This is a genomic window from Chelatococcus sp. XZ-Ab1, from assembly GCF_029309855.1.
In the GTDB taxonomy this organism is placed as follows: Bacteria; Pseudomonadota; Alphaproteobacteria; order Rhizobiales; family Beijerinckiaceae; genus Chelatococcus_A; species Chelatococcus_A sambhunathii.
In genome coordinates, this window is the sequence record NZ_JARKII010000016.1 from 22,529 (window position 1) to 35,455 (window position 12,927).

Sequence of the window (12,927 nt, forward strand, 5' to 3'; positions counted from 1 at the left end):
CGTGGAGCCGCCGGCAAGAGCGGCCAAGGATAGGGAGGCAGAAGATGAGGGATTGGACGAGAAGACATGTGCTTTCGGCGGGTGCCATAGCGGGGGCCGGACTCGCCCTCGGCATCCGGCCGCTCGCCGCGCAGGTCGCGGACGAGATCGTGCTCGGGGGCTCGATCCCGCTGACCGGCGTCTTTGCCTTCGCGGGCATCGGCATCCACGCCGGCATCCAGGATTACCTGAAGATCGTCAACGACGCCGGCGGCGTCGAAGGCCGCAAGGTGAAGTACGTCGCCGAGGACACGGGCTACAAGGTCGATGCCTCGGTGGCGGCCTTCAACAAGATCACGAGCCAGGAGAAGGTGTCGCTCTATTACGGCGACTCGACCGGCTTCTCGAAAACGATCAACCCGGAGCTCGAGCGCCGCGGCTCCATCCTCATGGCCGGCGCCTCATTTGCGAGCGAGCTCAACGATCCCAAGAAATATCCCCTGCAGTTCATGGCCGGACCCGACTATTCGGAGATGTTCGGCATCCTCCTGCGCTACATCGCCAACGAGAAGGCCGGTGCCAGGCTCGCCTTCGTCTATTCCGACACGGAGTTCGGCCGCGATCCGATCGTGCCGAGCGAGGCGCTCGCCAAGACGCTCGGCCTCGAGGTCGTGGAGAAGATCGTGACGCCGCCGGGCAGCGTCGATGTCTCCACCGAGGTGCTGAAGCTGCGCCGGGCGCGGCCGGATTTCACCATCTTCCACGGCTACGTGCTGGCGCCCATACCCGAGTTCATCGCCCAGGCCAAGCAGATGGGCCTCGCGAGCCGGTTCATGGGCACCTTCTGGAGCATGGACAATTCCACCGTCGAGCGCATGGGCGAGGCGGCCGATGGTTTCATGGGCGTCATGCCCTATCGCTACTACTACGACACCGAGGGTGAGAGCCCGATGCTGGAGAAGATCCGGCAGATGCGGCCCGAATACCAGTCGACGGCCTATCTGCAGGGTTTCGTCACCGCGCTCCTGATGTGCGAGGCAGCGAAACGCACCCTCGCCGCTGGCAAGGAGCTGACCGGCGCCAATCTCAAGGCCGGGCTCAACAGCATCAAGGATTTCGACACCGGCGGCCTCTTCGGCGTGCCGATATCGATCCCCGGCAATTCCGTGCCGATCGGGCGCATCTATGCCTTCGACGGCAAGGCGAAGCAGATGAAGCCGGCCTCCGACTGGATCCGCCTCGAGGCGTGACGGCAGCACGGAGACAAGAAGCCATGGCCGCGCCGCACCTGCTCGAGGTCGACAACATCGAGGTCGTCTACAACCGCACGATCCAGGTGCTGCGCGGCCTGTCGCTCGTCGTGCCGAAGGGGCGCATCGTCGCCCTGCTCGGCTCGAACGGCGCGGGCAAGTCGACGCTCTTGAAGGCCGTCTCCAACCTGCTCGCCATCGAGGACGGGGCGGTGACGAGTGGCGCCATCCGCTTCGCCGGAGAGGACATCGCTGCGCTCGCGCCGCACACGCTGGTGCGGCGCGGGCTCTTCCACGTCATGGAGGGGCGCCGCATCTTCGAGGATCTCACCGTCGAGGAGAACCTGACTGCCGCGACCTTCGCCCTCACCGGGCGCGGCGCGTCGAAACCGTCCTTCGAGCGCGTCTACAGCTATTTCCCGCGCCTCCACGAGCGGCGGAAGGGGCTCGCCGGCTACCTCTCCGGCGGCGAGCAGCAGATGCTCGCCATCGGCCGGGCCCTCGTCGCCGAGCCGTCGCTGATCCTGCTCGACGAGCCCTCGCTCGGCCTCGCCCCCAAGATGATGGAGGAGATCTTCACGATCATCGCACGCATCAATGCGGACGAGGGGGTCTCCATGCTGCTCGTCGAGCAGAACGCGACGGTTGCCCTCGCCGTGGCACACCAGGGCTACATCATGGAGACGGGCAAGCTCATGATCGAGGGATCGGTCGACAAGCTCATCCACGATCAGGATGTGCGCGAGTTCTACCTCGGCTTCGGTGGCGGAGGCGACGCCCGGAGCTACCGCGACGTCAAGCACTACAAGCGCCGCAAGCGCTGGCTGTCGTGAGAAAGGTTGCCGAGATGCCGCCCGCTCCCGAACTGCCGTCGCTGACCTTGCCGCAGATGCTGCGCGAGAACGCGCGAGCGATGCCGGACCGCCTGGCCCTCAGGCAGAAGGACTTCGGCATCTGGCAGCCTATCACCTGGGGCGGTTACTACAGCCGCGCCGCCCATGTCGGGCTCGGCCTCAGGGCGCTCGGCCTCGGCGAGGGCGGTCATGTCGGCATCCTCTCCGAAAACCGCGCCGAATGGGTGCTGGCGCAACTCGGAGCCGGGCTCGTCGGCGCGGTCACCATCGGCGTCTATCCAACGAGCCCGGCGAACGAGGTCGCCTACGTCCTCGGCCATGCCGGCGTCGAAATCGTCGTCTGCGAGGACCAGGAGCAGACCGACAAGGTGCTGGAGCGCCTGGACGAACTGCCCCAATTGCGGCGCATCGTCGTCATCGAGCCCAAGGGCCTGCGCCACTATCCTCAGGACCGGATCACGACCTTCGCCGAGCTCGAGCGGCTGGGGGCGGAACAGGGGCGTTTGGAGCCCGGCAAGATCGATGCCTGCCTTGCCCGCCAGCAGCTCGGGGACACGGCCCTCATCGTCTACACCTCGGGCTCCACCGGCAAGCCCAAGGGGGCAATGCTCAGCTACCGCAACATGCGCGCCGAGGCGGCCGGCACCATCGAGCGCCTTGGCTTCGACGCAGCGACGACCAACCTGTCCTACCTGCCGCTGTGCCATGTCGCCGAGCAGATGCTGAGCACCATGGCGCCGATCTATGCCGGCTCCTGCGTCTCTTTCGGCGAGTCGATCAGGACGGTGCAGGAGGATTTGCGCGAAGTCGCGCCGAGCCTCTTCCTCGGCGTCCCGCGCATTTGGGAGAAGTTGCACTCCGCCATCCACATCAAGCTGGCCGAGGCCGGCGGCTGGCGCAAACGCCTGTTCGAGGCCGGCATGCGCGCCTGCGAGCCCTTCGCGGAGAAGCCGAAGGGCAAGAGGAACTGGCGCGAGCGGGCCGTCTTCGCGCTCTATTACGCGCTCATTTTCCGCGCGCTGCAGAACTTCATCGGGCTGCGCGAGGTGAAGGTGGCGCTGACCGGCGCCGCGCCCATCCCGCAGCGCATCGTCCGCTTTTTCCGCACGCTGGGCGTGCCGCTGGTCGAGGTCTACGGCCTCACCGAGACCTCCGGCATGGTCACCGGGCAGCGGCTCGACCACCTTGTGCCGGGCGCCGTGGGCGAGCCCGTCGCCGGTGCCGAAGTTCGGCTCGGCGAGGCCGGGGAGTTGCTGGTCCGGGGCGATCTCGTCTTCGAGGGCTATTACCGCAACGAGGAGGCGACGCGCGCGGTGCTGCGCGACGGCTGGCTGCATACGGGGGACGTGGCCGCCTTCGTCGACGGACAGGTGCGCATCGTCGACCGCCTCAAGGACATCATGATCACGGCGGGCGGCAAGAACCTGAGCCCGTCGGAGATCGAGAACACGGTCAAGACGAGCGCCTACATCAAGGAATGCATCGTGGTGGCCGACGGGCGCCGCTACGTCACCGCGCTCATCCAGATCGACGGCGAGACGGTGGCGCAATGGGCCGAGAGCCAGCGCATCGGCTTCAGCAATTTCCGCAGCCTCGCCGAGCACCCGCGCGTGCGCGAACTCGTCACCCTGGAAGTCGAGCGCGCCAATGCCGAGCTCGCTCCTGTGGCGCAGATCAAGCGCTTCCACCTCCTCACCAAGGAGCTCGACCACGACGACGACGAGGTGACGGCGACGATGAAGGTCCGCCGTGCCAATATCGCGAGGAAATACGCCGCCGAGATCGAGGCGCTCTATGCGCCCGCGGCGCGCGTGGCATGAGAGGGCGGCCATGACCAGCACAGGGCTGTCCCCCTGGAAGACGCGGAAGGAGCGCGAGCGCGACCGCGAGATGAAGCGCGAGGCGGTGCTGCGCGCGGCCGCGCGCGCCTTCAACGAGCAGGGCTTCCACAAGACCTCGCTCGACGATGTCGCCGAGCGGCTGAACGTCTCGAAGCCGACGATCTATTATTACGTCAGGAGCAAGGACGAGATCCTCTTCGAATGCGTGCGCATTGGCCTCGAGCGTCTCGACGCGGCGTCCCGCACGGTGCTGCCGGGCGGCACCGGCCTCGCGCGGCTGATCGCGCTGTGGACCGAATATGCGCGCATCGTCACGGAGGATTTCGGGCGCTGCCTGATCCTCGTCGGCGAGGACCCGCTGCCGGTGGAGACGCGGCGGCAGCTGCGCGCTCTCAAGAGCAAGATCGACCATCGCTTCCGCAGCGTCGTGGAGGATGGCATCGCGGATGGCTCCATCCGCGCCTGCGACCCCAAGCTCATCGCCTTCGCCGGCGCCGGCGCGCTCAGCTGGATCGCCCGCTGGTATAACCACACCGGACCCCTTGACGTCGATACGGTCGCCCGGCAGCTCATCGACGTCCTCGTCCACGGCATCGCCAATCCGCCTGCAGCGGCCGGAGCGCTTGCCGCGCCCTGAGGCAAAGCGCCGGCACGCCTCACACCAGCTTCGGCGTGGATCCTGTTCCACGACGAATCGGTGCGCTGCACCCCCATGAGGTCCGGGCCTATCGCCCGGATGCGGAGTGGCTTCCGCCTACTCTGCCTGTTGCCTCACTTGCCCCGCCCGGCCGCCCGGCCCGGCGGGGCACTTTATCTCTGCCCGCTTGCCCTTCACCCGTAAGAGCTCCACGCCGGGCCGGGGCGCCGGGACGCAAGTTCCCTGGTCCCGGGCAGTCTCGACCTTTGGGGCCTGCGCGATCGTCAGCTCCGCGGAACGCTACGCTCCAGGAACCGCCGGATGAAGGTGGCGATCTCCTCGGCGTGGGTTTCGAGCGCGAAATGCCCGGTGTCGAGCAGATGCACCTCGGCATTCGGATTGTCGCGCTTGTAGGCCTCGGCCCCCGGCGGCAGGAAGAAGGGATCCCAGCGTCCCCACACCGCCAGGAACGGCGGCTTGCGCGCGGCGAAATAGGCCTGAAACTGGGGGTACATGGCGACATTGTTGGCGTAGTCGCCGAACAGGTCGAGCTGGATCTCGTCGTTCCCCGGGCGGCTGATCTGCGCGTAATCGAGCCAGTAGGCCTCCGGTGCGACCTGGCTGGCATCGGGCACCCCGTGCACATACTGCCACTTGACGCCGTCGAGCGTCAGCATGGGGCGGAGCGCATCCCGGTTGTCCTGGCTCGGGTCCTGCCAGTAGCGGCGCACCGGCGCCCAGTCCTCGCCGAGGCCCTCCTCATAGGCGTTGCCATTCTGCGAGATGATGGCGGTGATGCGCTCGGGGCGGGCGAGCGCCAGGCGAAACCCCACCGGAGCACCGTAGTCGAAGACGTAGATCGCATAGCGGGTGAGGCCGATGGCATCGGTGAAGCGCTCGACGACCTGCGCCAGGTTGTCGAAGGTATAGGCGAACTCGCCGCGCGGCGGCGCCGACGTGTAGCCGAAGCCGGGCAGGTCCGGCGCGACGATGTGATAGCGGTCGGCGAGCAGCGGGATCAGCCGGCGGAACATGTGCGACGAGGTCGGGAAGCCGTGCAGCAGCAGGAGCGTCGGGTTCCGCCGGTCGCCCGCCTCTCGGTAGAAGACCGTCACCGGCCCCACATGGGCCGTGCGCAGGGCGATGGGAGGGGCGCTGGTCATCGTTTTTCTCCGGTATCTGCCGGGCCAAATGCCCGTTGCCGCCACCTTCCATCATTGCGGCTTTCGTCGGAATGCACGACAATAGGCGGTCACTCTTCCGCGTCTCGGAATGGCCATGGATCGCATCGACGCGATGAGGGTGTTCGTCGCCGCCCTCGACGAAGGCAGCCTTGCCGGCGCCGGGCGGCGGCTCGGCCGTTCACCGGCCGCCGTGAGCCGTGCGATCAGCTTTCTCGAAGGCCATGTCGGCGTTCCTCTCCTCCACCGCACCACCCGCTCCATCCGGCTGAGCGAGGCGGGCGAGCGCTATGCCGCCGCCTGCCGGCGCGTGCTCACGGACCTCGAGGAGGCCGACATGCTGGCCGCGGGCGAGCGCTCGGCGCCGCGCGGCACCCTGGCCGTCACGGCGCCCGTGGTGAGCGGCGAGGAGGTGCTGCGCCCCGTCCTCGACGGCTTTCTCGACGCCTTCCCGGAGGTCTCGGCGCGGCTCGATCTGCTCGACCGTCCGGTCAACCTCATCGACGAGGGGATCGACGTCGCGCTGCGCATCGCGCATCTGCCCGATTCCTCCATGGTGGCCGTGCACATTGGCGAGGTGCGCCGCGTGGTCGCCGCCGCCCCGCGCTATCTTGCGGCCCACCCGCCGATCAGGACCCCGGCCGACCTCGCCGGGCACCGGATCGTGACGGTGCCGCTCGGCGGGATCGATTCCTGGAGCTTTCCGCCGGCCGGCCGGTCCGGCCTGCCCCGTGCCGTTTCCTTCGCGCCGCGCCTGGTGGTGAACAGCGTCCGTGCCGCGGTCGCCTCGGCTGCCGAGGGGCGGGGCATCGTGCGGCTTTTCTCCTATCACGTGGCCGAGAAGGTGCGGGCCGGGGAGCTCGCGATCATTCTCGAGGCCGACGAGCCGCCACCGCTTCCCGTCCACCTCATCACCCCCGAGCGCCGCCTTTCGGTGCCGAAGGTGCGCGCCTTCGTCGATTTCGCGATCCCGCGCCTGCGGGCCGCCTTTGCGCGCTTGAAGGCGGACGTCGCGTCCTGAGAGGGCCTTCGACAATCGGGCGCGGGGCGGAACCGTTGGCCTAGGACGACGGTTTTCGTTATCATGATCGGAAATCGTCACGGAGGGCTCCGATGACCCCAGCCCAGTGCCGCGCGGCACGTGCCATGGTGGATCTGTCCCAGGAGGATCTGGCGAAGGCCGCTGCCGTCGGCCTGTCCACGGTGCGCAACTTCGAGACCGGCCGCACCCTGCCCATCGTGAACAATCTCGCCGCCATTCGGCGGGTGCTGGAGGAGGCGGGCATCGTCTTCCTCGACGACGGCGCGGCAACCGTCGGCGGGCCCGGCGTTCGCCTCAGGGCACGCCGCAACGAGTTCATTCCGCCGGACGAACTGACCTCGGAGACGGACAGCTGAGCGCCGGCGTCGAGAGATGTGAGCGGCGCATCGCTCCCTGCGGCGCGGAAGCGCGATGACCGGGCGAGGCGCTGTGCTAAGATGATCCCATGTTGAAGCTGCTGCGCGGCGCCCGCTCCCTTGTGCTCCTCGCCTCCATGGCCGTCCTTCTCGGCGGCCTCGCGGGGGGAGGTCGCATGGCTGAGGTAAGGGCCGGCGACGCGGGGCCCGGGCAAACGGCGCCCGAAGCGACGACCTCGGCGCATGCGGGTCACCGGGCGCATGCCGGCCATTCCGCCGGCACCGTCCGGCCGGCTGAGCACGACGTCGGGCGCGAGCACGCGATGGCGATCGAGGCAGCGGCGAAAGAGGCCTCGGTGGACGAGGGCTGCTGCCCCGGCCATCCGCCGGCCGCGGCCGGGCGCAACTGCCTCGCCGTTTGCCTCATGTCGGCCTGTTCGACCTCCGTGCTACCGTCGGTCGGCACGCCCGCGTTCTCCGCTTGCCCGGGCGGCCCGTGGCCCTGGATGGCTGCGGCCCTCCCGGAGGGCATATCGCCGGAGACGGCAACACCTCCTCCTCGCGCCTGAAGGCGGCCGCGGGCCATGTCCTGCGGCACTAGGCACATCGATCCGATCGAGGAGAAGAATGATGAAGATTTCCATGATTGCGCTCGCGCTCGCCGTGGGCATGGCCGCACCTGCCTTTGCCCAGCAGCCCCCGGATGCCGGGCACGGCGCCCACCACGGCGCACCTGCCGAGAGTGGACAGGCCACGGCGCCCCAAGTCCAGATGCCCCAGGCCCAGGCGCCCGCGGCGATGCCGGGCATGGGCATGATGGGCGCCGGCCAAGGCGGCTGCCCCATGATGCAAGGCATGATGCAGGCCATGATGGGCCGCGGCGGCATGGGCCACGGCATGGGTTCTGGCATGGGCCAGGGCATGGGCTCCGGCATGGCGGGAACGCCCAGGGGCGACCAGAGCGTCGCCTCCCTCGCGTTCAATGCCGTCAACGAGCGGATGCACCGCGACATGGACGTGACCTTCACCGGCGATGCGGATGCCGATTTCGTGCGCGCCATGATCCCGCACCATCAGGGGGCCGTGGACATGGCCAAGGTGGTCCTCGCCTTCGGCAAGGACCCCAAGATCCGCGAGCTGGCCGAGAGCGTCGTCCAGGCGCAGGAGAGCGAGATCGCCATGATGAAGGCCTGGCTCGAGGCCAACGAGAAGAAGTGACGGCAAGGGCGGGGCGGCCGTGCCGCCGCCCCGCCTTCCCGTCAGAAGGGATATCCGACATGACATCGAGAACGATTGACAGGCGCGGCCTTCTTGCGGGCCTCGCAGCTCTTGCTGTCGTCGCCCGTCTCCCGGCCGCCGCGGCGGAGGCGTTGCCGCCCGTCACGGTCAGCCGCGATCCGGCATGCGGCTGCTGCGAGGCCTGGGTGGAGCACATGCGCGCAGCCGGCTTTCGTGTAACGGTCGTCGAGACGACCGCGATCAACCGCGTCAAGGCGCGCCTCGGCGTGCCGCAGGACCTCGCCTCCTGCCATACGGCGGAGGTTGCCGGCTATGTGCTCGAAGGCCATGTGCCGGCGGATGCCGTCGTCCGCCTCCTTGCCGAGCGGCCGGTCGGCACCGGCCTTGCGGTGCCGGGCATGCCGGTCGGCTCGCCGGGCATGGAGGTGGAGGGCGTCGCGCCCGATACCTACGAGGTCCTGCTGTTCGGCCCGGCCGGCCAGCGCGCCTTCGCCCGGTACGAGGGCGGCCGCCTGCTCAAGGGCTGAGGCGCGGCGTCAGAACGAGGCCTTGAGGCCCACCGTCAGGGTGAGGGCGGAGAGATCCCCGCTCTGGGAGGCTGCGACCGTGCCGCAGCAGGCCCCCTTGATGGTCGCCTTGTCCTTCCTGGCCTCGTAGTACTGGTACTGGGCCTTGCCGGTCAGGGCCAAGGCATCGGTGAGGCGGACTTCACCGCCGATGGTCGCGCCGACCATCCAGGTCTGATAGTCCGCCTCCGAAATATAGTTGCTGTAGTAGATGAAGTTCGGGTCGGCCGTAATGCTGTTCATCCGTGCCCTGTCGCTGGCGAAGACGATGGGGCTGCCGATGACCTCCGCCATGAGCCGGTAGCCACCGCCGTCGTAACCGACGCCGATGCCAATGTACGGCGTATGCCACCACTGGTCGTAGGACGACGAGAGAGGCAGGTCGGACAAGTCGCCGAGCACGTCGTTGAACAGCGCCCGGCTGCCGCGATCCTTCAGTCCAACCCGCAGGTAGCGGTAGCCGGCCAGCCCCGAGAGGGTGAAGCTCGTATCCTGATAGATGTTGATGCCAATGGATGCATCGATCTGATACATCGTCGGCAGCTTGGCCTTGTCGTTGCGCCAGTTCACCCGCGTCCGGCAGCCGAGGTCGCAGATGATGGCATCGGTGAAGGAATCGGAGGAATTGCCGGACCATGCCACGGTCCAGCCGGAGAGGCGCAGGTCGAGCCAGTCCCAGCGATAGCCGAGGGTCGCGCCGACGATGCCGGCATTATCGATCTTCCACTTGGTATGGGCGAATTGCTCCCCGCAGCAGTTGTAGGCAGCCTGCTCGACGGTGCCTGTCAGGTAACCAGTGAATACCTCAAGGGAAAAATTTGAGCTGAGCGGCGCCTGTGGGCGTGGCTTTTCCGTAATCCACGGCAAATCGGCTGCGAGCGCTGTGCTAGGAAGAAGTACAACTGCTGCAACACTCGAGAGAAATAGTTTTCTTTCACGTGATGTGAGCACTGAAGCCTCCCGCTGCACCAAGTTCTTTGCAGGCTAGGAGGATTGGCTGAGTCGGTACAATCAGAAGTTGTCTGTTGATATGTTGTGCATATTAAGGCTGCGGATGGGCAGCTAAAGCTCCGTCAGCAGGATATTCGTTTCCGTATGGGTGACGCCCCGGATCGAGCGGATTTCCGTCAGCACGCGGTCGAGCGTCGCGAGGTCGCCGGCGTTGATCTCCACCACCACGTCCCAGCGTCCGTTGGTGGAATAGATGCGCGCCACCTCCGGGATGCGGCGGATGGCGGCGATGACCGGCCGGTTGTCGGTGGCGCGCGCTTCCAGCATCGTCAGGGCCCGTACGGGCACCGTCTCGACGTCGCTGCGCAGCCGCGCGGTGAAGCCGACGAGCACCCCCCGACTCATCAGGCGGTCGATCCGGTTCTGCACCGTCGCGCGCGACACGCCGAGGATGCGCGCCAAGGTTGCCGCCGGCATGCGCCCGTCCTTGCGCAGGAGGTCGATCAGGCGGCGGTCGGTGTCGTCGAGGTCGGCCATCTGGCGAAATGCTCTCTTGTCCTAGCGATACGCTCGCTTGGTGGCATATCGTAACACATTGCTGCCTTTTCGTTAGAGGTCGTGGTCCCCATCCTCTCGCGACGCATCAGCTTCTGGCGAAGGGACGAGGCGGGTGAAGGACATTGCAGGGCCGCGTGACATCGGCCTTCTCGGTATTCCGCTCGAGGCCGGCGGTGCCGTCGCCGGCACGCTGATGGGGCCGGCCGCCCTGCGCACGGCCGGGCTTGCGGCGCGGTTGACGGGGCTCGGCCATCGCGTGCACGACCACGGCGATGTGACGCCGGAGACGGTCGCCGACCATGACCTGCCGGCGGAAATCGCCGCGCGCTGCCGCAGCGCCGGCACCGTCGCGGGCTTCGTCCGCGCTGCCCACGAGCGGGCGCTCTCGATCCTCGAGGCGGGGCAGATGCCGGTCTTCATGGGCGGCGACCACAGCATCTCCATGGGCACGGTGAGCGCCGTCGCGCGCCACTGCGCCGCGACGGGGCGTGACCTCGTGCTGCTCTGGCTCGATGCCCATGCCGATTTCAACACGCCGGCGACCAGCCCGTCCGGCAACATCCACGGCATGCCGGTGGCCATGCTGTGCGGCGACGAGAGCCTGAAGCCGCTCCTCGGCAAGCATCGCTTCCCGCCGCTCGCGCCGGAGAACGTGCATCTCTTCGGCCTGCGCTCGATCGACCAGGAGGAGCGGCGGGCGATCGCGCTCAACGGCCTCGACGGCATCGACATGCGCCTCGTCGACGAGTTCGGCGTCTCGGTGCTGCTGCGCCGCATCCTCGCCGATCTCGATCCGGCGCGGACGCACCTGCACGTCAGCCTCGACGTCGATTTCCTCGACCCCGCGGTGGCGCCGGGGGCCGGCACCCCGGTGCCCGGCGGCGCGACCTATCGCGAGGCCCATCTCGTCATGGAGATGCTGCACGACAGCGGCCTCGTCGGCTCGCTCGACATCGTCGAGCTCAATCCCTTCCTCGACGAGCGCGGCCGCAGCGCCGTGGTGCTCGCCGAGCTGACGGCGAGCCTCTTCGGCCGCTCGGTGCTCGATCGTCCCGCCGGCCAGCGCGGCATCGCCCGCGCCGCCGCGACCTTTGCGGAGACCACCTCATGACCATGCTCTCGGCCGATTTCATCGCCCTCGAACAGGCACTCGGCGCCCACAATTACAAGCCGCTCGACGTGGTGCTCGCGCGCGGCGAGGGCGTCTGGGTGTGGGACGTGGAGGGGCGGCGCTATCTCGACTGCCTGTCCGCCTATTCCGCCGTCAACCAGGGGCATTGTCACCCCAGGATCCTCGCCGCCATGGTCGAGCAGGCGAAGAAACTGACGCTCACCTCCCGCGCCTTCCGCAACGAGCAGCTGGCGCTGTTCTACGAGGAGGTCGCGACGCTCACCGGCTCGCACAAGGTGCTGCCCATGAACAGCGGCGCCGAGGCGGTGGAGAGCGCCATCAAGGCCGTGCGCAAGTGGGGCTACGAGGTTAAGGGCGTGCCGGAGGGCCAGGCCGAGGTCATCGTCTGCGCCAACAACTTCCACGGCCGCACCATCACCATCGTCGGCTTCTCGACGGACCCCGACGCGCGCGGCGGCTTCGGCCCCTTCGCGCCGGGCTTCCGCGTCGTGCCCTTCGGCGATGCGGCCGCCTTCGAGGCGGCGATCACGCCCAACACCGTCGGCTTCCTCGTCGAGCCCATACAGGGCGAGGCCGGCGTCGTCATCCCGCCGGCCGGCTATTTCAAGCGCGTGCGCGAATTGTGCACCGCGCACAACGTTACCCTGATCCTCGACGAGATCCAGACCGGCCTCGGCCGCACCGGCAAGCTGCTGGCCGAGGAGCACGAGGGCATCGAGGCGGACGTCACCCTCATCGGCAAGGCCCTGTCGGGCGGCTTCTATCCGGTCTCGGCCGTGCTCTCCAATTCCGAGGTGCTCGGGGTCCTGAAGCCCGGTCAGCACGGCTCGACCTTCGGCGGCAATCCGCTCGCCTGCGCCGTCGCGCGCGCGGCGCTCAAGGTGCTGACGGACGAGGGCATGATCGAGAACTCGGCTGTGCAGGGCGCCTATTTCCAGCAGGCGCTCGCCGGCCTGCGCAGCAACATCATGCGCGAGGTGCGCGGGCGCGGCCTCATGATCGCCGTCGAGCTCCATCCGGAAGCCGGCGGCGCCCGCCGCTACTGCGAGGCCCTGCAGGCACGCGGCGTCCTCGCCAAGGACACGCACGGCGACACCATCCGCCTCGCCCCGCCGCTCGTCATCGGTCGCGAGGAGATCGACTGGGCGATGGAACAGATCGAGCCGGTGCTCACCGGCGCGGTGTGAGGGGAGGGCGCGTCGCGGCGCCCTCGTGCCCCGGATGCGCTGCAGCATGAAATGCTGCGGTGCTGATCCGGGGCTCATTCGTCGCGGGATATACGGCGCCTTCGGCGAGTCCTCACGCTGGTTCCGGGGTCGCATTCCGCTCGCGCTGCATGCG

At 68.1% G+C, this 12,927-nt stretch carries 14 protein-coding genes; 11 read left to right on the plus strand and 3 right to left on the minus strand.

Going from position 1 to position 12,927, the window contains the following annotated elements:
• Positions 1 to 68: 68 nt before the first annotated feature.
• From P2T65_RS19135 to P2T65_RS19150, 4 genes are read left to right on the plus strand one after another with little or no spacing between them, the layout of a single operon-like run.
• The gene (locus P2T65_RS19135; RefSeq protein ID WP_096335358.1) at positions 69 to 1,229 is read left to right on the plus strand and encodes an ABC transporter substrate-binding protein; all 1,161 of its coding nucleotides are present in this window, start codon (positions 69 to 71) and stop codon (positions 1,227 to 1,229) included.
• A 23-nt stretch (positions 1,230 to 1,252) separates the two neighbouring features.
• On the plus strand, positions 1,253 to 2,062 hold the full coding sequence (locus tag P2T65_RS19140; protein WP_276200492.1) for an ABC transporter ATP-binding protein: 810 nt from the start codon (positions 1,253 to 1,255) through the stop codon (positions 2,060 to 2,062).
• Positions 2,063 to 2,076: 14 nt separating this feature from the next.
• Positions 2,077 to 3,903, plus strand: coding sequence for an AMP-binding protein (locus P2T65_RS19145; RefSeq protein WP_071923455.1), 1,827 nt, complete (start codon positions 2,077 to 2,079; stop codon positions 3,901 to 3,903).
• 10 nt (positions 3,904 to 3,913) lie between these two features.
• Positions 3,914 to 4,561 carry a TetR/AcrR family transcriptional regulator gene (locus P2T65_RS19150; protein ID WP_055459392.1) on the plus strand — a complete coding sequence of 216 codons (648 nt, stop codon included), beginning with the start codon at positions 3,914 to 3,916 and terminating at the stop codon, positions 4,559 to 4,561.
• A gap of 284 nt (positions 4,562 to 4,845) precedes the next feature.
• On the opposite strand, the gene P2T65_RS19155 is transcribed toward P2T65_RS19150, so the two are convergent.
• Positions 4,846 to 5,724, minus strand: a complete 879-nt coding sequence (locus P2T65_RS19155) for an alpha/beta hydrolase (RefSeq protein WP_276200493.1) — start codon at positions 5,722 to 5,724, stop codon at positions 4,846 to 4,848.
• A 115-nt stretch (positions 5,725 to 5,839) separates the two neighbouring features.
• Here P2T65_RS19155 and P2T65_RS19160 point away from each other — a divergent pair, with 115 nt between their 5' ends.
• The 5 genes from P2T65_RS19160 to P2T65_RS19180 all read left to right on the plus strand — a co-directional run bounded on the left by P2T65_RS19160 (position 5,840) and on the right by P2T65_RS19180 (position 8,906).
• On the plus strand, positions 5,840 to 6,763 hold the full coding sequence (locus P2T65_RS19160; protein ID WP_276200494.1) for a LysR family transcriptional regulator: 924 nt from the start codon (positions 5,840 to 5,842) through the stop codon (positions 6,761 to 6,763).
• Between the two features lie 92 nt (positions 6,764 to 6,855).
• The gene (locus P2T65_RS19165) at positions 6,856 to 7,140 is read left to right on the plus strand and encodes a helix-turn-helix transcriptional regulator (protein ID WP_055459332.1); all 285 of its coding nucleotides are present in this window, start codon (positions 6,856 to 6,858) and stop codon (positions 7,138 to 7,140) included.
• A gap of 89 nt (positions 7,141 to 7,229) precedes the next feature.
• A complete protein-coding gene (locus P2T65_RS19170; protein WP_276200495.1) occupies positions 7,230 to 7,709 on the plus strand; it encodes a hypothetical protein in 480 nt (159 codons plus the stop codon).
• A 286-nt stretch (positions 7,710 to 7,995) separates the two neighbouring features.
• Positions 7,996 to 8,358 carry a DUF305 domain-containing protein gene (locus P2T65_RS19175; RefSeq protein WP_276200514.1) on the plus strand — a complete coding sequence of 121 codons (363 nt, stop codon included), beginning with the start codon at positions 7,996 to 7,998 and terminating at the stop codon, positions 8,356 to 8,358.
• A gap of 59 nt (positions 8,359 to 8,417) precedes the next feature.
• Positions 8,418 to 8,906, plus strand: coding sequence for a DUF411 domain-containing protein (locus tag P2T65_RS19180; protein WP_040405319.1), 489 nt, complete (start codon positions 8,418 to 8,420; stop codon positions 8,904 to 8,906).
• A 9-nt stretch (positions 8,907 to 8,915) separates the two neighbouring features.
• Here the strand turns inward: P2T65_RS19180 and P2T65_RS19185 are convergent, their stop codons facing one another.
• Both P2T65_RS19185 and P2T65_RS19190 read right to left on the minus strand, forming a co-directional pair.
• The gene (locus P2T65_RS19185; protein ID WP_055459329.1) at positions 8,916 to 9,812 is read right to left on the minus strand and encodes an omptin family outer membrane protease; all 897 of its coding nucleotides are present in this window, start codon (positions 9,810 to 9,812) and stop codon (positions 8,916 to 8,918) included.
• A 195-nt stretch (positions 9,813 to 10,007) separates the two neighbouring features.
• The gene (locus P2T65_RS19190; protein WP_019404000.1) at positions 10,008 to 10,433 is read right to left on the minus strand and encodes an Lrp/AsnC family transcriptional regulator; all 426 of its coding nucleotides are present in this window, start codon (positions 10,431 to 10,433) and stop codon (positions 10,008 to 10,010) included.
• A gap of 133 nt (positions 10,434 to 10,566) precedes the next feature.
• Between P2T65_RS19190 and rocF the strand changes: the two genes are divergently transcribed.
• Positions 10,567 to 11,565 (plus strand): arginase, encoded by a 999-nt coding sequence (rocF, locus tag P2T65_RS19195; protein ID WP_055459328.1) that lies wholly within the window; start codon positions 10,567 to 10,569, stop codon positions 11,563 to 11,565.
• Positions 11,562 to 12,773: an ornithine--oxo-acid transaminase gene (gene rocD, locus P2T65_RS19200; protein WP_071923459.1), complete on the plus strand. Its 1,212-nt coding sequence runs from the start codon at positions 11,562 to 11,564 to the stop codon at positions 12,771 to 12,773. The genes rocF and rocD overlap by 4 nt, the downstream gene beginning before the upstream one ends.
• The last annotated feature ends 154 nt before the right edge of the window (positions 12,774 to 12,927 follow it).